The sequence below is a fragment of the Chryseobacterium wanjuense genome (genome assembly GCF_900111495.1).
GTDB classification, from domain to species: domain Bacteria; phylum Bacteroidota; class Bacteroidia; order Flavobacteriales; family Weeksellaceae; genus Chryseobacterium; species Chryseobacterium wanjuense.
The window spans coordinates 48,300-63,206 of sequence record NZ_FOIU01000002.1 but is presented as its reverse complement, the minus strand read 5'-3'; the positions used below and the strand labels follow the sequence as shown (position 1 = coordinate 63,206).

Annotated in this window: 16 protein-coding genes; 12 read left to right on the top strand and 4 right to left on the bottom strand. The window is 35.5% G+C overall.

Translation table 11 applies throughout. The features are described from left to right. The first annotated feature begins 87 nt into the window (after window positions 1–87). Window positions 88–702: a transposase gene (locus tag BMX24_RS11950; RefSeq protein ID WP_089794652.1), complete on the top strand. Its 615-nt coding sequence runs from the start codon at window positions 88–90 to the stop codon at window positions 700–702. A gap of 97 nt (window positions 703–799) precedes the next feature. Beyond that, window positions 800–1,483 (top strand): SMUG2 DNA glycosylase family protein, encoded by a 684-nt coding sequence (locus tag BMX24_RS11945; RefSeq protein ID WP_089793004.1) that lies wholly within the window; start codon window positions 800–802, stop codon window positions 1,481–1,483. Window positions 1,484–1,540: 57 nt separating this feature from the next. Here the strand turns inward: BMX24_RS11945 and BMX24_RS11940 are convergent, their stop codons facing one another. The 4 genes from BMX24_RS11940 to BMX24_RS11925 form a co-directional block, all read right to left on the bottom strand. Then, window positions 1,541–2,467 carry a phosphatidylinositol-specific phospholipase C gene (locus tag BMX24_RS11940; protein WP_089793002.1) on the bottom strand — a complete coding sequence of 309 codons (927 nt, stop codon included), beginning with the start codon at window positions 2,465–2,467 and terminating at the stop codon, window positions 1,541–1,543. Window positions 2,468–2,637: 170 nt separating this feature from the next. After that, a complete protein-coding gene (locus BMX24_RS11935) occupies window positions 2,638–3,465 on the bottom strand; it encodes a T9SS type A sorting domain-containing protein (protein WP_089793000.1) in 828 nt (275 codons plus the stop codon). Window positions 3,466–3,502: 37 nt separating this feature from the next. Next, complete coding sequence (locus tag BMX24_RS11930) at window positions 3,503–4,045, bottom strand: phage tail protein (protein WP_089792998.1); 543 nt, start codon at window positions 4,043–4,045, stop codon at window positions 3,503–3,505. 44 nt (window positions 4,046–4,089) lie between these two features. Continuing rightward, window positions 4,090–4,638: a phage tail protein gene (locus BMX24_RS11925; RefSeq protein ID WP_089792996.1), complete on the bottom strand. Its 549-nt coding sequence runs from the start codon at window positions 4,636–4,638 to the stop codon at window positions 4,090–4,092. A gap of 270 nt (window positions 4,639–4,908) precedes the next feature. Between BMX24_RS11925 and BMX24_RS11920 the strand changes: the two genes are divergently transcribed. The 10 genes from BMX24_RS11920 (at window position 4,909) to BMX24_RS11875 (ending at window position 14,837) form a co-directional block, all read left to right on the top strand. After that, window positions 4,909–5,673, top strand: coding sequence for an enoyl-CoA hydratase/isomerase family protein (locus BMX24_RS11920; RefSeq protein WP_089792994.1), 765 nt, complete (start codon window positions 4,909–4,911; stop codon window positions 5,671–5,673). Window positions 5,674–5,930: 257 nt separating this feature from the next. Further along, window positions 5,931–8,894, top strand: a complete 2,964-nt coding sequence (locus BMX24_RS11915) for a SusC/RagA family TonB-linked outer membrane protein (protein ID WP_228404831.1) — start codon at window positions 5,931–5,933, stop codon at window positions 8,892–8,894. An 11-nt stretch (window positions 8,895–8,905) separates the two neighbouring features. Beyond that, window positions 8,906–10,417, top strand: a complete 1,512-nt coding sequence (locus tag BMX24_RS11910) for a RagB/SusD family nutrient uptake outer membrane protein (protein WP_089792992.1) — start codon at window positions 8,906–8,908, stop codon at window positions 10,415–10,417. A 129-nt stretch (window positions 10,418–10,546) separates the two neighbouring features. Then, window positions 10,547–11,164, top strand: a complete 618-nt coding sequence (locus BMX24_RS11905; RefSeq protein WP_089792989.1) for a hypothetical protein — start codon at window positions 10,547–10,549, stop codon at window positions 11,162–11,164. A gap of 55 nt (window positions 11,165–11,219) precedes the next feature. After that, entirely contained in the window at window positions 11,220–11,510 is a 291-nt protein-coding gene (locus BMX24_RS11900; protein WP_089792987.1) for a winged helix-turn-helix domain-containing protein, read from the top strand. Between the two features lie 66 nt (window positions 11,511–11,576). Next, on the top strand, window positions 11,577–11,867 hold the full coding sequence (locus BMX24_RS11895) for a hypothetical protein (protein WP_089792985.1): 291 nt from the start codon (window positions 11,577–11,579) through the stop codon (window positions 11,865–11,867). A gap of 54 nt (window positions 11,868–11,921) precedes the next feature. Further along, a complete protein-coding gene (locus BMX24_RS11890) occupies window positions 11,922–12,407 on the top strand; it encodes a Coq4 family protein (RefSeq protein ID WP_089792983.1) in 486 nt (161 codons plus the stop codon). 8 nt (window positions 12,408–12,415) lie between these two features. Then, window positions 12,416–12,721, top strand: coding sequence for a hypothetical protein (locus BMX24_RS11885; RefSeq protein ID WP_089792981.1), 306 nt, complete (start codon window positions 12,416–12,418; stop codon window positions 12,719–12,721). Window positions 12,722–12,736: 15 nt separating this feature from the next. Further along, entirely contained in the window at window positions 12,737–14,107 is a 1,371-nt protein-coding gene (locus tag BMX24_RS11880) for a DUF4153 domain-containing protein (protein WP_089792979.1), read from the top strand. Window positions 14,108–14,156: 49 nt separating this feature from the next. Next, window positions 14,157–14,837 carry a DUF1361 domain-containing protein gene (locus BMX24_RS11875; RefSeq protein WP_228404829.1) on the top strand — a complete coding sequence of 227 codons (681 nt, stop codon included), beginning with the start codon at window positions 14,157–14,159 and terminating at the stop codon, window positions 14,835–14,837. Window positions 14,838–14,907 lie beyond the last annotated feature (70 nt).

Genomic DNA, 14,907 nt, shown 5'->3' with positions numbered 1-14,907 from the left:
TGGTTTTTACTGAAAGGGATTTTTTAATTCTTATCCTTGTCAAGGTTCAAAACCTTGACAGGGATTATAGTAAAATACACAAATGAAATGACAGACATTAGAACTACACCTATTGAAGCAGATTGCTTCTATCATATTTATAATAGAGGAATTAACGGAGAAAATATTTTTAAATCAGATCGGAATTATTTGTTCTTTCTCAATAAAATTTCTGAATTTCTTGTTCCTGTGTGTGATGTATATGCGTACTGTCTTATGCCTAATCATTTTCATTTTTTAGTTAAGATAAAATCTAATGTTGAGTTGGAGAGCCTTGTCAAGGTTTCGAACCTTGACAAGGCTTCTGGCAGAGGGCTTCATTCTCCTCAGAATATTTTTTCAAAACAATTTTCCCGAATTTTCAATTCTTATTCCCAAGCTTTTAACAAGGAAAATAACAGGCATGGATCTTTAATAGAATCTCCATTTAAAAGAAAATTGATTACTTCGGAGGGGTATCTGATAAATACAATTATTTATATTCATCAAAATCCACAAAACCATTCTGTTATGGATGATTTTTCACTGTACAATTATTCCTCTTATCAATCGATTTTAAGTAAATCTAAGACTTTATTGAAGAGAAATGAGGTCATTGAATTATTTGATAACAGAGAAAATTTTATAATGTCACATCAAAAGATAATTGATTTTGATTTTTAATTGTTGTTAATTAAATACAATCCTTGTCAAGGTTTTAAACCTTGACAAGGATATCAAAGACCTTTCTTATTCTATTTTAAATTATTACATTTAATCCATGAAAACCTTCGCTGACCAAGTTGTTGAGTTTAATCAAAATTTAAAATATGATGGAAAACTTCCCGACGATTTTCAAGTATTAAATCCGTACTTGGATAATCCCGAAACCATGGAAGTCATGCAAAAGTTTTATCATAAATATTACAACGACTCCAACAAAAGAAAATTCATTGTCGGAATCAATCCGAGCCGTAATGGAGCCGGAGTTACAGGTATTCCTTTTACCGATACAAAACGGCTGGAAACTGTCTGCGGAATCAAAATGCAGTCTGCCCATACCCACGAGATTTCATCTGTTTTTATCTATGACATGATTCAGGAATATGGAGGCGCGGAAGAATTTTATAAAGATATTTACATTAATTCACCTTTTCCGTTGGCGATTATAAGAAAATCAAAAGGAAATTGGATCAATGCCAATTATTATGATGATAAAGAGCTTTTTAAGGACGTAAAAGATTTTATGATCGATTCATTAAAGAAACACATTAACCTGAATCTCTATACTTCCGAAGTTTTTATTTTAGGGAAAAAGAATGCGGATTTTATTTCAAAACTCAATCAGGAAGCAAAACTTTTTGATATAATGACGATTCTGGAACATCCGAGGTTTATTCAGCAATACAAATTGAAGGAGAAACAGTTGTATATTGATAAATATATTTTAGCTTTAAAACAATAAAAATCCCCTGAAAAAAAAATCAGAGGACTTTCATCTATGTTTTAGAACCGTTAATTTCTATAATGCAGGAACCGTTTTGAACTCATTAGAATTAATTAAGCTTATGATTAAATTTTTGTTGTCAGGATGCTCCGGATAATCCATGGGAATAATTCCGTATCGGCCTTTTGGATGTTGTCTTATGTATTCTAAAAATAAAGGATTAACGACTTTTGCCAGATCCCAGGGTCTTGTTGTATCAGGTAGAACTCCGCCTGAGAAGCCTGTTCCGCTCGAAAAATTAAAATATAATCTGTCCTGCTCTCCATTTGCTGCGGCAATCAAAGCCGGCTTTACGTACTGGGTGAATTTATCTTCTCTTTCTTTACCCCAATTGTAATAATTATCCTGAACGTAATATTTGATGCCATTGTTTTCAAAAGAGATGGTAGAATCATTTGGCCATTGACTGAAAAGATTAAGTCCGTCTTTACTGCTGTCAACCGTTCCGGTGGCGAATCTTTTTACGAAAACTATTTTGCCTCTTACCTCATCAAGCGTAGGAATTCTGTTTTCCCTGTAGAAAAAAGAGGGATAATTGTTGGAGATGGTAATATTAAAATCATTGTAAAACTTTTCCTGCTTGCTTTCACTGCTGGGATCAGATTCATTTTTCACGCACATTAAGATGGTTTCACTCGGATGGCGTTGCAGAAAATCTACCAGCATATTGATGACCTGTCCAAAATGAAGATTTAGACCCAGGCTGCCGTGGTAGAACCATAAAACGTGATCTTTATCTGCATCGAAGCCTCTTTTCAAACGGAAATCCAAAAAGCGGATTCCGGAATTCAGCTGATCTGTAAAACTCATTTTCTGACATTGCGCAGGCATAAAAACCGTGTCATAGGTTGCGCTGTCATGGGTTCCGGGAATGGTAATTTCTGTCAGTTTTTTATTACCGTCTAGACGGTTCATCCAATTTTGGTTAAATGTTGTAGCCATGGTTTTGTTTTTTAATATTTAATGATTGGTTTTTAGATAAAAAAATCCCCTGAATTGCTTCAAGGGATCTCATCACACTTATGCATTAGAATCTTTCGCGGTACAATCGCTTATTATTTATACTAAAGTTTTCGTGGTTATTAGTTCTAACTTTAATAATAAGCATCTTGTTACCTTTTAATAATCTTATAAGATTCCGAAGAAGATTTTAGGATATAAACTCCTTTTGGAAGTTCTGAAATATCTGTTTGATTTTCGCCTTTTCTGGCTTCAACTGTTTTTATCAACTGCCCGGATTGGCTGTAGATTTCCAGTTTTTTCTGATCATCAGTTGTAATGGTAAGGGGACCGCTAGTCGGGTTAGGGTAGATATTTAAGTCTTTTTTAGAAGGTTTCACTTCGTTTGCTGCCAAGACTACGTTAGTATCTTTTACCCAGGTAAAGGCATCTAAAGAAAGGTATACATAACCTCCTCCTCCGGTAATTTGCAATTCGTCGATAATGATATTGCTGTAATTCTGGCCATTAAGATTCGTCATATCGATCAGGGTAAAACCATTGGTAGTAGCAAGAGACGTTGTAAAACCTGTAGTTTTAGTTTGGGTAAACTTGGTCACTCCGCTTAGTTTTCCTGTAACGGTAAGAGTTCCGGCTACTGAAAGATCCAGATTGGCAGCAGAAGCATACACCCAGAATCTATTTACTTTAAATAAATTAGAGGTGGTTTTTATACTAAATGAAGTTCCACTTGCCTGATTTCCCGGCGCTGAATTATCAATATACCTATTGTCAACTCCGGTACCGTTCCATCCCGTTCCCGGGTAATTTGCCTGGATGTCGTAAGTATTTACATGGGAAATGATATTAAAGATCACTCCGTTGTCTGTAAAACTTGCACTTCCGTGAGATTCTGTCTCAAACTGCTCTGTGCTGGTCTGTCCAAATGAAAAAATCGATATGAAAAGACTGCAGATAATAAAAAGTATAGTCCTTTTCATGATAGTAAATTTTAGGTTGTTTTTTAGTTTTTTTTATTTATGGTCTTGAAGGATAGATCCCTTCTACACAAATAATATAGTTCATTCCTAAATAAGGAGACATGTTTTCAACAGGTACATTAGCGCCTACGAAAGTCACTGAACCTGCGTTGATCACTGTATCCGGAGCTGTATCTACAAAGCTGGGAACGGCTGTAAAATCTCTTCCGGACTGTGTCCCTGTCACAGCAATAGATGATGCTGATGATGGAGAAGCTGTTGCTGCGTTGGATTTAGATATTCTTAGCTGACTTGCGAAAGTTGGTAAGTTTGTATTTAATAAAGTTGTTGCAGGAGATCCTCCCACTTCACCAAGATTCACAGATTTTCCTGTATTGGCAATTCCTGCACCGATCGGAGCACGGCCGTTTAGGTTGGGCAACGCGAAAGTTGTAGTCCCATTTCCTCCGTAAGTTGTTCCTAAAAGAGAAAAAAGAGCCTGGTTCTGAGCAATGCTTAATATCGCTCCGTTGCAGTACATATAGCCTCTAGGTGCAAAGTTTCCTGCAAACATTTTAATGGTTCCTAAGTATTCTTCCATGGTATTTTTTAGTTTTTTAATTATTAATTTGTGAATAGTTGTGGTTAGCTTCTGGAAGGATAAATTCCCTGTACACAAATGATGTAGTTCATTCCTATATAAGGCATCATATTGTCAATAGGCTGGTTTTGTCCCTGAAATATGACAGATTGAGGATTAAGAAGCGTCACTGATGAAGGATCCGCATTATTGATATAACTTGGAATGGCAGTGAAATCTCTTCCCGATTGTGTTCCAGTAATTGCAAGTGTCGATGTCGCAGAAGGTGATGCAGAAGTAGCATTTGCATTCGCAACTTTCAGCTGACTTGTAATGGTAGGCAAATTCATAGACATAAGAGTCGTTTGCGGAGTTCCCGACTGTTCGCCCAGTACATAAGACTGACCCCCGTTTGACCCTGGTCCCAAAGGATAACGCCCGTTCAGGTTTGGCAAAGCAAAGGTGTTGATGCCGTCGCCGCCATAAGTAGTTCCTAAAATGGAGAAAAGTGCCGTATTTTGAGCAATACTTAATAATCTTCCATCGCAGAACATAAAGTTTACAGGGGCAAAGTTTCCTGAGAACGATTTGATTACTCCCATAATTTCTTCCATGGTTACTATTTTTTTTCAGTTTTAAATTTTCCTACTCTTTTCCCGGCTTTTCGGAGACCGCCTTTTTTGTCTTTATATGTATTAAATATTGACAATCCAAAGTAACAACATTAAAAAGGCAGGATGTAGAGTAGAAAATACCAAATTGAAGATTACGTATTTCTACGTAATGAGAATTGTAGCAAAAAGCAGACCCTAATTTATATGCTTTAAATTTTCCTTGAAACCATGGTATTTCGTATTTTTGTATCAATCCAATTTAATTTAAAAATGAACGAATTCGTAGTTTCAGAACTTAAAAACAATATCGCCGAGATCACATTCGGAACTCCAAAAAGTAATTCTCTTCCGGGAGCTATTCTAGAAAAACTAGCACAGACCATTTTAGATGAAGGCGTAAAAGATGAGGTAAAAGCCATTCTCATAAAAAGTGAAGGTGAAAAAGCGTTTTGTGCTGGAGCCAGTTTCGACGAACTTTTAGCTATCGAAGAGCTGGAAGCGTCAACGAAATTTTTCGGTGGTTTTGCCAAAGTTTTGAATGCGATGAGAAACTGCGGTAAAATTGTTGTTGTAAGAGTTCAAGGAAAAACTACGGGCGGCGGTGTCGGAATTGCCTGCGGTGCAGATTATTGTTTTGCCACAAAAGATTCTGCTTTGGCTTTAACGGAAATTAATCTGGGAATCGGACCTTTCGTGATCGGGCCTTATGTAGAAAGAAAAATCGGGAAGTCCCAGTTTTCAGCAATGGCAATCGATGCAGATTTCAGATCAGCGGAATGGGCGGAACAGCATAATGTTTATCATTCAGTCTCAGCAACTATCGAAGAAATGGATGCAAAATTGGAAAAATTCCTTCAGACTTTGGCTTCAAGAAGCAGTGATGCATTAGCTTTAATTAAAAAAGTATCTTGGGAGGGAACAGATCATTTCAATGATTTAATGCCTGCAAGAATCCATATGAGCGCAAGCCTGATTTTGGAAGATTCTGCGAAAAAAAGCATAGAATCTATTAAAGAAAGGTTGAGGGTGAAGTAAATTTTTAGTTAAAAACAATATAACTGTTTATTTTATATTACTATTAATGAATTTTATAAAACGAAAAGCTTTAAAGTGTAAATTTTACATTTTAAAGCTTTTTTTAATAAATTTAATTTAAATAATCAATACAATTAACGTTTAATTTTTATCAGTTTATAATAAATAATTAAGGTTAATCGATTATTTAATAATTTTTTTGGCAGTATTAATTTTTATTAACACATTTGCTGTTAAAACAAAAAAACACTAAATAAATGATGAAACTAAAGTTTTGCACGCTCAGCGTTGCAACAGTATTCTTTATTGGTCAAAACCTATCTGCACAAAAAAAGAAAAGTGACACGCTGGCCAAAGAAAAGCAAATTGACGAAGTTGTGATTGTGGCCTATGGTTCTCAGAAAAAGGAAACACTTGTTGGTTCCAATACTGAGATCAAAGCCAAGCAATTTGCAGACCGACCTATTACCAATATCGGGCAGGCTATTGATGGAGCGAGCCCCGGGGTGAAAATAAGTACAGGAACAGGGCAGCCGGGAAGTGCTCCCAGTATTCAGATTAGAGGAATCAGTTCTTATGCGGGCTCGAACGATCCGTTAATTATCTTAGACGGAACTCCTTTTACAGGTTCATTATCAGCTATTAATACAAATGATATCGCCTCTTTTAACATTTTGAAAGATGCCGCATCTACATCCCTTTACGGATCTGCAGCTGCCAACGGGGTAATCCTGATTACGACAAAATCCGGAAGAAAAGGTGGCCGGGATATACTTAATTTTAATATGAGTACCGGATATGTAGGAAGGTCAATACCTGAATATGACAGGGTAAATGCCTATCAGTATTATCCTCTTATCTGGGAAGCGATCAGAAACGGACAATTGGCAATTGGAAGTACTTTGGCAAATGCAAATGCCTATGCTTCTACTAACTTGATTCCGGGTGTTTTAAAGCAAAATGCTTTTGACGTTCCCAATAATTTGTTGGTGGTAGATGGAATTCTGAACCCTAATGCAAGATTAAAATATACTGATCTTGATTGGCAAAAACCATTGATCAGAACAGGTTTCAGACAAAATTACGAATTGAATTACAGTGGCGGGACAAACAAAACCACATATTATTCATCAGTAGGGTACACGAATGAATCCGGATATCTTGTAAAATCAGACTTTGAGAGATTTACGGCAAAATTAAAAGTAGACTCGCAAATAAGAGACTGGCTAAAATTGGGAACAAGTCTCAATGCTGTATCCTCTTACGGAAATAATGCAATAGACGGAGCTAGCAGCAACAGTTCTTATGTCAACCCCTACAACTGGATAAGAAATATTGGTCCTATTTATAGCCCATTTGCCCATGATGCTAATACGTTTGCGACTCTTTATGATGCCAACGGAAATGTAATTTATGACAATTCTGCAAGAGGTGCAGATGCTGCGTCAGGGAGAAACGTTATTCAGGAAAACCTTTTAAATAGCGATGTTTCTAAAAACTTTTATATTGTTTCAAGAGCATATGCCGAATTTAAGATAGATCCTTATCTTACGCTATCTACCAATGTAGGATATGATGTAAGAAATAACAGAAGAAGCAGATATGGAAATAAAATTATTGGTGATGCGGCTCCTGCAGGATCAGCTGAAAGAACTTCTATCATTGAGCAGACACTTACCTTTAATCAATTATTAAATTATAAAAGAAAATTCGGCTCGCATAATTTTGAGTTTTTGCTAGGTCATGAAAACTACAAATATATGTACGAATATTTGTACGGATACAAAACAGGGCAGGTTGTTGATAATAATTCAGAATTAATTAACTTCATTACCCCTACTGCTTTAACTTCCCAGACAGATAACTATCGTAAGGAGAGTTTTTTCTCAAGGTTAAATTATGATTATAAATCAAAATATTTATTATCGGGATCTGTAAGATGGGATGCCTCATCAAGATTTGCTAAGGATGTAAGATGGCATCCGTTCTGGTCAATAGGTGCAGGATGGAGAGTGAAAGGTGAAGATTTCCTTAAAAACTCTAGTACAATAAGTGAGTTGAAATTAAGGGGATCATATGGGCAAGTTGGGAATGATAATACCAACACGAGTGACAACGCTCAGAATTTTTATATGTATCAAAACACCTTTAGTCTAGGGTATAATAATGCCCAGGAAGCGGGGATATTATTTAATGTAAAAGCTGACCCTACAATTACATGGGAATCAAATAACCAATCTGATTTGGCTTTGGACTTCGGGCTTTTCAATAACCGAATTACGGGGACTGTAGAATATTACAATAGAATTACAAAGGATATGATATTCCCTGTTCCACAACCTGTTTCTGCGGGTATTCCGGGGAATGCTATTTACAAGAATGTAGGAACAATGTACAACAGAGGATTTGAAATCGGCTTAAATGCAGATGTAATCAAAACTCCGAATTTCGTGTGGAGCTTAAATGCCAATGCTTCTACTCTTAAAAATGAAATCACACAATTATCAGACGGAATTACAGAAATTATTAATGGTTCTAAAAAAATATCGGTAGGACATTCGGTATATGATTATTGGATGAAACAATGGTATGGCGTAGACCCGGCAGATGGATCACCATTATTTTTAGTTGCCGATGCATATGCCAATACTCCGGCTTCAGATATTAGAACCGTGAATGGTGTTTTGGTTACTACCAACCATAATAAAGCTAAGCTTGATTACTCAGGATCTGCTATTCCTAAAGTGTTTGGTAGCTTTGGAACATCTTTAAATTATAAGCAATGGGCTTTATCAACAATGTTTACTTATCAGATCGGAGGTAAGACATATGATTCTAATTATCAGACTTTAATGTCGAGCTATTCTCAGGGAGGGGCTCTTAGTACAGATATTCTGGATCGATGGACAACTCCTGGACAAATAACGGATGTTCCGGCATTAAATTCTGCAACTTATCTGAATTCTAATGCTACCTCAAGCAGATGGTTGGTAAAATCTGATTTTATATCATTAAGACAAGCAACTTTAAGCTACAGCTTTAATCCTGAGGAAATTTCAAGATATGGGCTTACCTCTTTAAAATTGATTTTATCAGGGGAAAATCTTTGGAGCAAAACAGCAAGAAAAGGGTTAGAACCTGGGCAGTCATTTAATGGTACTACAACAAACAGATATACTCCGGCAAGAATCATTTCAATTGGTGCTAATTTATCATTCTAAAAAATACAAATATGAAAAATATCAGAAAACATTCAAAAAGAATATTAGTGGCTTCTTCAGTATTGGCCGTACTTGCGTTGAGCTCTTGTCACAGCGATTATTTAGATACAGATCCTACTACTGCAGTTTCGGAGCAGGCAGCTTTCTCTACGGCAGGTAACCTGATGGCAATTATTAATGGGATGCATAGGGATATGTATTCTCGTCAGAATTCTAACCAAGGACAAAACGGGCAAGGTGGAATTATGATTATGATGGATGCATTAGGCGAAGACCTTGTATTCCCGTCTACAGGAAACGGATGGTACATCAGTACAGTAAGATGGCAGGATCAGGTAAATGAAAATGCTTCAAATGATTTTTACCCATACCAGTTTTATTATGCACTGATCAGAAATGCCAATATGGTTATAGCTAATGGACCTAGCGTTCCTACACCAACTGCTGCGGATGCTGCTACAGTAAAACAAGCTATTGGTGAAGCCTATGCTTTCAGAGCTTTCTGTTACTATATGCTCGTGCAGATTTATGGAAAAAGATTTGTGCCGGGTATTTTAAATACACAATTGGGAGTGCCATTAAGATTAATTGCCGATGAATCTCCTATGAAAAGAAACTCTGTAGCGGATGTTTATATTCAAATTAATAATGATTTGAATGAGGCACAGAACAGACTTGCCGGAAGTACGAGAACAACAAAATCGCATTTTGACGAAAAAGTTGTTTTAGGCTTAAAAGCAAGAGTAGCTTTGACACAAGGGAATTATGCTTTGGCAGCATCTTCTGCTAAAGCGGCAAGAGCCGGCTTCAACCTGATGGATAATGCTACTTATATGGCTGGATTCAATAATTTGGCAGGAAATGGAGAATGGATGTGGGGAGCTACTATTATTTCTGATCAAACTGATTATTTTGGAAATTTTGGAGCGTATATGTCTCGTAATTATAATTCTACCAATATCCGTCAGGCGCCTAAAGCTGTGAATAGTAAATTGTATAATATATTCCCGACGACAGATGTAAGAACAAAGATTTTTGATCCGACGGGAGCTCATACTTCTTTAGGGCTACCTTCGAATTTTGCGAAATTCCCTTACACAAGCCAGAAGTTTTTATCTGCAAGTGTTTCAGACAGTAGAGTAGATGTACCTTATATGAGAGCTGCAGAAATGTATCTTATTGAAGCTGAAGCATTGGTTAGATTGGGAGATGAGGCAAATTCTAAAATAGTATTTAATGCATTTACAAAAAACAGGAATCCGTCATATCCGGGAGCGTCTACAACAGGAACAGCTTATATAAATGAAATTCTGAATAGCAGAAGATTGGAGTTATGGGGTGAAGGATTCAGATTCTTTGACTTAAAAAGATTAAATCAGGATCTTGACAGAACCGGAGCTAATCATTCTTCAATTGTAGACAACAATGTAATGACGGTTTCAAGCACAGATAAACGATGGGAGTTTTTGATTCCTAAAGCTGAGATCAATGCAAATCCGCTTATAGAGCAAAACCCTTTATAAATATTCATAACAATTTTTAATATTTTTTAGTAACCCTGCTTTTTTAAGCAGGGTTTTTATTTGATAAATGTAATTTAATATTTTGTCGATTCAAAAAAAACAATAACTTTGTATTTCAAAGTTCTTTATATGGATTCAAAAAACTATCACGAAGATCTGTCACATATTCGTTCTATGATGGAACGTTCTTCCCGGTTTATTTCCTTAAGCGGGTTATCCGGAGTTTTCGCCGGGATGGCGGCACTTATTGGCGCTGGCTATGTGTATTTTGTTTTTCAGAGGGAGGGAATAGATTATTTTGATGGTGAAAGAAATATTTTCGGACCGGCTTTGGTTAAAGAACTTGTAATTATCGGTACCGTAATTCTTTTAACAGCGATTCTCAGTGGTTATATTTTTACAGCAAATAAAAGTAAAAAGAAAGGATTAAAGATTTGGGATGCTACAACGAAGAGACTTTTAGTAACCTTTGCCGTTCCTTTGGTGACGGGGGGTATTTTTTGCCTTGGATTGCTTTACCATCATCTTTTTGTATTAATTGCTCCTGCAACATTGATTTTTTACGGTATCGCCCTTGTTGGCGCAGAAAGATATACACTCACTGATATAAAATATTTAGGTTACTGTCAGATTGTTTTGGGGCTTATTTCTTTATTCTTTTTGGGTTGGGGATTATTGTTCTGGGCATTTGGGTTTGGAGTTTTGCATATCGTTTATGGTTTGATAATGCACAAAAAATATAAATAAAACATAAATTTGCAGGCTTTAAAAACAGTTTTAACAATCTGCACAATTTTCTATTATGATAAAAATAAATCAACTCAACAAAGAATTCGAAAGCCGTGTAAGATTGGGCATTATGTCCGTTCTTATGGTCAACGACTGGGTTGATTTTTCGGAGATGAAAAGCTTACTGGAGGTTACGGATGGTAATATGGCCAGTCACAGCAACGCTTTGGAAAAAGCTGGATATATTGAAGTGAAAAAAGAATTTGTAGGTAAAAAACCACGAACATCTTACCGTGTTACCCAAAGCGGAAGGCAGGCTTTCACCGAGCATTTAAATGCTTTGGAAAAATTATTGGGTAAATAAGAGCAAAATTTTTTTATCATTTAACTTTGAAATACAAAGTACTTTAAAATAACAAAACTTAAAAATATGATTACAACAAAACAAAAATCGACGTTTATTTTCGCTGTTCCGGCTTTATTGTTGTCCGCAGCATTTCTCGGAAACCTTTTTGTAGAAGGATGGGACTGGTCTCCTTTCGATTTCATCATTGCAGCCGTATTGCTTTTCGGAACTGCTTTTTTCGTCAATCTGGTTGTTAATTCAAAAAAAGAATTTTTCTCAAAATTAATGATCTGTGTAGGTATTTTGGCTGCACTCATGCTGATCTGGGCAGAACTGGCAGTCGGGATTTTCGGAAGTCCGTTTGCGGGAAGTTAAGATCATTAATGACATCGTCAAATATTTATGAATTTAATAAATTATTAAAAAACTATGAAAAAAATACGTGTTCAATTCCTGCTTTTTGTATACGAAAAAACTCAAAAGCTGTACAGAAAATACTTCAAAAAGAAGAAAAGACAATGGCAGTTTACAGAAAAGCAATTGCTTGAATTTCAGGAAGATTCTCTGGGAAGAAAACTTGGGGAATTTTACAAAAAACATGGCTTTACCATGATTCCGAAAATGGAAAATCATGATGTTCACCATCTCATTACAGGTTGCGGAACCAATTTCGAAGATGAAATTGCCATGCAGTTTCTCCTTCTGGGAAACGGAAAACTGAATGCCCATCTTTTGGCCGCCGTTGTTTTAGGAACTCTGATTTTGCCGGAATATTTAAAAATGTATATAAGAGCATTTAAAAAAGGACAAAATATGCGTCCGTTTTACCATTGGGATTTTGAAGCTTTGCTTTGGCAGAATTTTGATCACTTGAAAGATTTTATCCAACAGAAAGAAACAGCCGTAATTTATTAATAATTTTTATGAAAAATATAAAATTCAGTAAGGAAGGGAAAGTGACATTTCTCGCATCATGGCTGTTGGGAACCATTTTATTGTTGGGTTACATTTTCACTAAATCATGGATTTTTGCCGGGATTGGATTTTATTATGTATTAGCTGCAATCGTCATTAATGTGATTGTCTTTTTCCATGAATTTTTTGCGTTTATAATCGATGTAACCTATAAAAAATCCCACGGAAATTCTGCCCTGCTGATTCTTCTGAATATTCCGATTGCAATAGCTTACTTCTTTATATTCTGCAGTTTAGAATCCCTCAACCTATAATTTAAAATTAAAAAAATGAAAACACATCACTATATATTTCTTACGACAGCCTTATTTATCATCGTATTTTACGATCAGGAACTTGCCTTGAATGTAGGAATCATCGGGATTATTTATTCTCTGCTTACTCTTTTCAGAACGCCGGAAAAGAACAGGACAAAAACATTCTTTTTCCTTTTTGCAGCAAGCATTCTTTCGGATATCGCTTTTGCTTGGTACCGTGATTTTCCTTCATTACTGGCGGTTTTAAGTTCGTTTTTGCTCTTAGGGTACCGTTCGAAAAACAGAAGAATGAAAATCCTTTTCCTGATCCCGGTTTTCGTTACAAATTGTTTTACAGCGCTTTGCCGGTTTTTCAGTTTTGATGAATGGCTTCCAAGAAAAGATGTTCCGGGATTGTGGCAGAAAACAATGGCTTTTGTGTTAATTCCTTTAATTCTGATTTCTATTTTCTTTGGAATTTATTCTGCCGGAAGTGATCATTTTGCAAATCTTTTCACCAATATTGAATTTGATATTAATTTTTGGCAGCTGTTAGCCATCACGGTTCTGGGCTTTTTTATAGCCTTTAATTATTGGAATTATGTGGTCGAAAAAATTATTTACAAGAGTAATCATTTGTTAAACAATGATTTTCAGGAAAAGGACAAAATTCAAAAATCGACCTATTCATTTCTTGACCTGGATGCCGAGAGAATGAGTGGTGTAATTTCTTTCTTTGCATTAAATATTTTGTTGATTTTTTTCATCATTACCTACAATTACGAGCAGTTTTATGAAGTCTCAAAAACTCCGGCCCAGCTTTCGGAAGAAACACACGAAAGGGTAAATGCAGTGATCATGTCTATTGTGATGGCCATTCTAGTGATCATGTTTTATTTTAAATCAAATTTTAACTTTGATACAAAGGCAGGCTCGATGAAAATTTTAGCTAAAATCTGGATTTTCCTGAATGCTATTCTTGTCGTTTCTGCAATGGTAAAAAACTCAGAATACATTATCAATTATGGGTTTACTTACAAAAGATTGGGCGTTTACGGATTTTTGATTTTAGCCTTAATTGGTTTGATAATGACTTTTATAAAAATTCAGCAAAAGAAAAGAAATGCTTTCCTTTTCAATACAATGACCTGGTATCTTTACGGATTTATCCTGGTTTGCAGCTACATCAACTGGGGCGGAATCATCACTTCAGAGAATATGAAACGCAAAGATTTTGTTGTAGATTATCATAAAGATAAGATTCATTTCAATGAAAAAATTCTCTTAAAATATGCAGAAGAAAAAAAGGATTCAAAATTAAAAGCTGAAATTTTAAACAAAATAAAACCGGAACAAAAAGAAAAGTTTTTCTCAAAAATTCTTTATTACGAAACATTTAAATAAAAAATTACAGCTCGCTGATTAAAGTGAAATTTTAATAAAATTTTTAAAAATGATAAAAAAATTAAAGGAAAATCAAAGATTTGAAGTGACTGTACTGCTCATTTTCATGACGTTATTCTGCTTCAGCCTTTCCATGTTCAGGTATTATATCAGTGAAACAAAAGTGTTCTTTTTTCTGAACTGGAATTTGTTTCTGGCCTGGATTCCGTTTATTATCAGTAGTTTTTTATTGATTTTTAATATTAAAAGTAAAATTTCGTTGGTTGTTGCTATCGCTGTCTGGATCTTGTTTTTTCCGAATTCACCTTATATTTTGACCGACCTTTTTCACCTGAAAATCAGAAGCTCAGTACCAATCTGGTATGACCTCGTGGTGATTCTTTCGTATGCATGGACAGGGCTTTTCTGCGGATTTATCAGCTTGCTGGATATCGAAAAATTACTTTCAGCCTATTTCAAAAAATCAACGATCAGCCTTATAACGATTTCCTTTTTATTTCTGACAAGTTTCGGCGTGTATCTCGGAAGATTTTTGAGATGGAACAGCTGGGATATTCTTAATAATCCTTTCGGTTTGTTCAATGATATTATTGTGAGAATCATCTATCCGATGGAATATACGAAAACCTGGGGAGTGACGATTTTAATGGGAATCATGCTCAATTTTATGTATTTTATGATGAAGTCGATGAAGAATATTAATAGGACATCGTATTTTCAAGCACATTAAAAACGATTCAAAGAGTAAATCTAATATTTTTTTAAGTTGAAAATTTTGTCAATGGAACAATTTTGGCATC

Excerpts from the sequence above, each read along its gene's own strand:
- BMX24_RS11915 (WP_228404831.1), top strand. The coding sequence starts at position 5,931 with ATGATGAAACTAAAGTTTTGCACGCTCAGCGTTGCAACAGTATTCTTT.
- BMX24_RS11880 (WP_089792979.1), top strand. The coding sequence starts at position 12,737 with ATGAAAACACATCACTATATATTTCTTACGACAGCCTTATTTATCATC.
- BMX24_RS11940 (WP_089793002.1), bottom strand. The coding sequence starts at position 2,467 with ATGGCTACAACATTTAACCAAAATTGGATGAACCGTCTAGACGGTAAT.
- BMX24_RS11935 (WP_089793000.1), bottom strand. The coding sequence starts at position 3,465 with ATGAAAAGGACTATACTTTTTATTATCTGCAGTCTTTTCATATCGATT.
- BMX24_RS11885 (WP_089792981.1), top strand. The coding sequence starts at position 12,416 with ATGAAAAATATAAAATTCAGTAAGGAAGGGAAAGTGACATTTCTCGCA.
- BMX24_RS11950 (WP_089794652.1), top strand. The coding sequence starts at position 88 with ATGACAGACATTAGAACTACACCTATTGAAGCAGATTGCTTCTATCAT.
- BMX24_RS11900 (WP_089792987.1), top strand. The coding sequence starts at position 11,220 with ATGATAAAAATAAATCAACTCAACAAAGAATTCGAAAGCCGTGTAAGA.
- BMX24_RS11930 (WP_089792998.1), bottom strand. The coding sequence starts at position 4,045 with ATGGAAGAATACTTAGGAACCATTAAAATGTTTGCAGGAAACTTTGCA.
- BMX24_RS11905 (WP_089792989.1), top strand. The coding sequence starts at position 10,547 with ATGGATTCAAAAAACTATCACGAAGATCTGTCACATATTCGTTCTATG.
- BMX24_RS11890 (WP_089792983.1), top strand. The coding sequence starts at position 11,922 with ATGAAAAAAATACGTGTTCAATTCCTGCTTTTTGTATACGAAAAAACT.
- BMX24_RS11925 (WP_089792996.1), bottom strand. The coding sequence starts at position 4,638 with ATGGAAGAAATTATGGGAGTAATCAAATCGTTCTCAGGAAACTTTGCC.
- BMX24_RS11895 (WP_089792985.1), top strand. The coding sequence starts at position 11,577 with ATGATTACAACAAAACAAAAATCGACGTTTATTTTCGCTGTTCCGGCT.
- BMX24_RS11945 (WP_089793004.1), top strand. The coding sequence starts at position 800 with ATGAAAACCTTCGCTGACCAAGTTGTTGAGTTTAATCAAAATTTAAAA.
- BMX24_RS11920 (WP_089792994.1), top strand. The coding sequence starts at position 4,909 with ATGAACGAATTCGTAGTTTCAGAACTTAAAAACAATATCGCCGAGATC.
- BMX24_RS11875 (WP_228404829.1), top strand. The coding sequence starts at position 14,157 with ATGATAAAAAAATTAAAGGAAAATCAAAGATTTGAAGTGACTGTACTG.
- BMX24_RS11910 (WP_089792992.1), top strand. The coding sequence starts at position 8,906 with ATGAAAAATATCAGAAAACATTCAAAAAGAATATTAGTGGCTTCTTCA.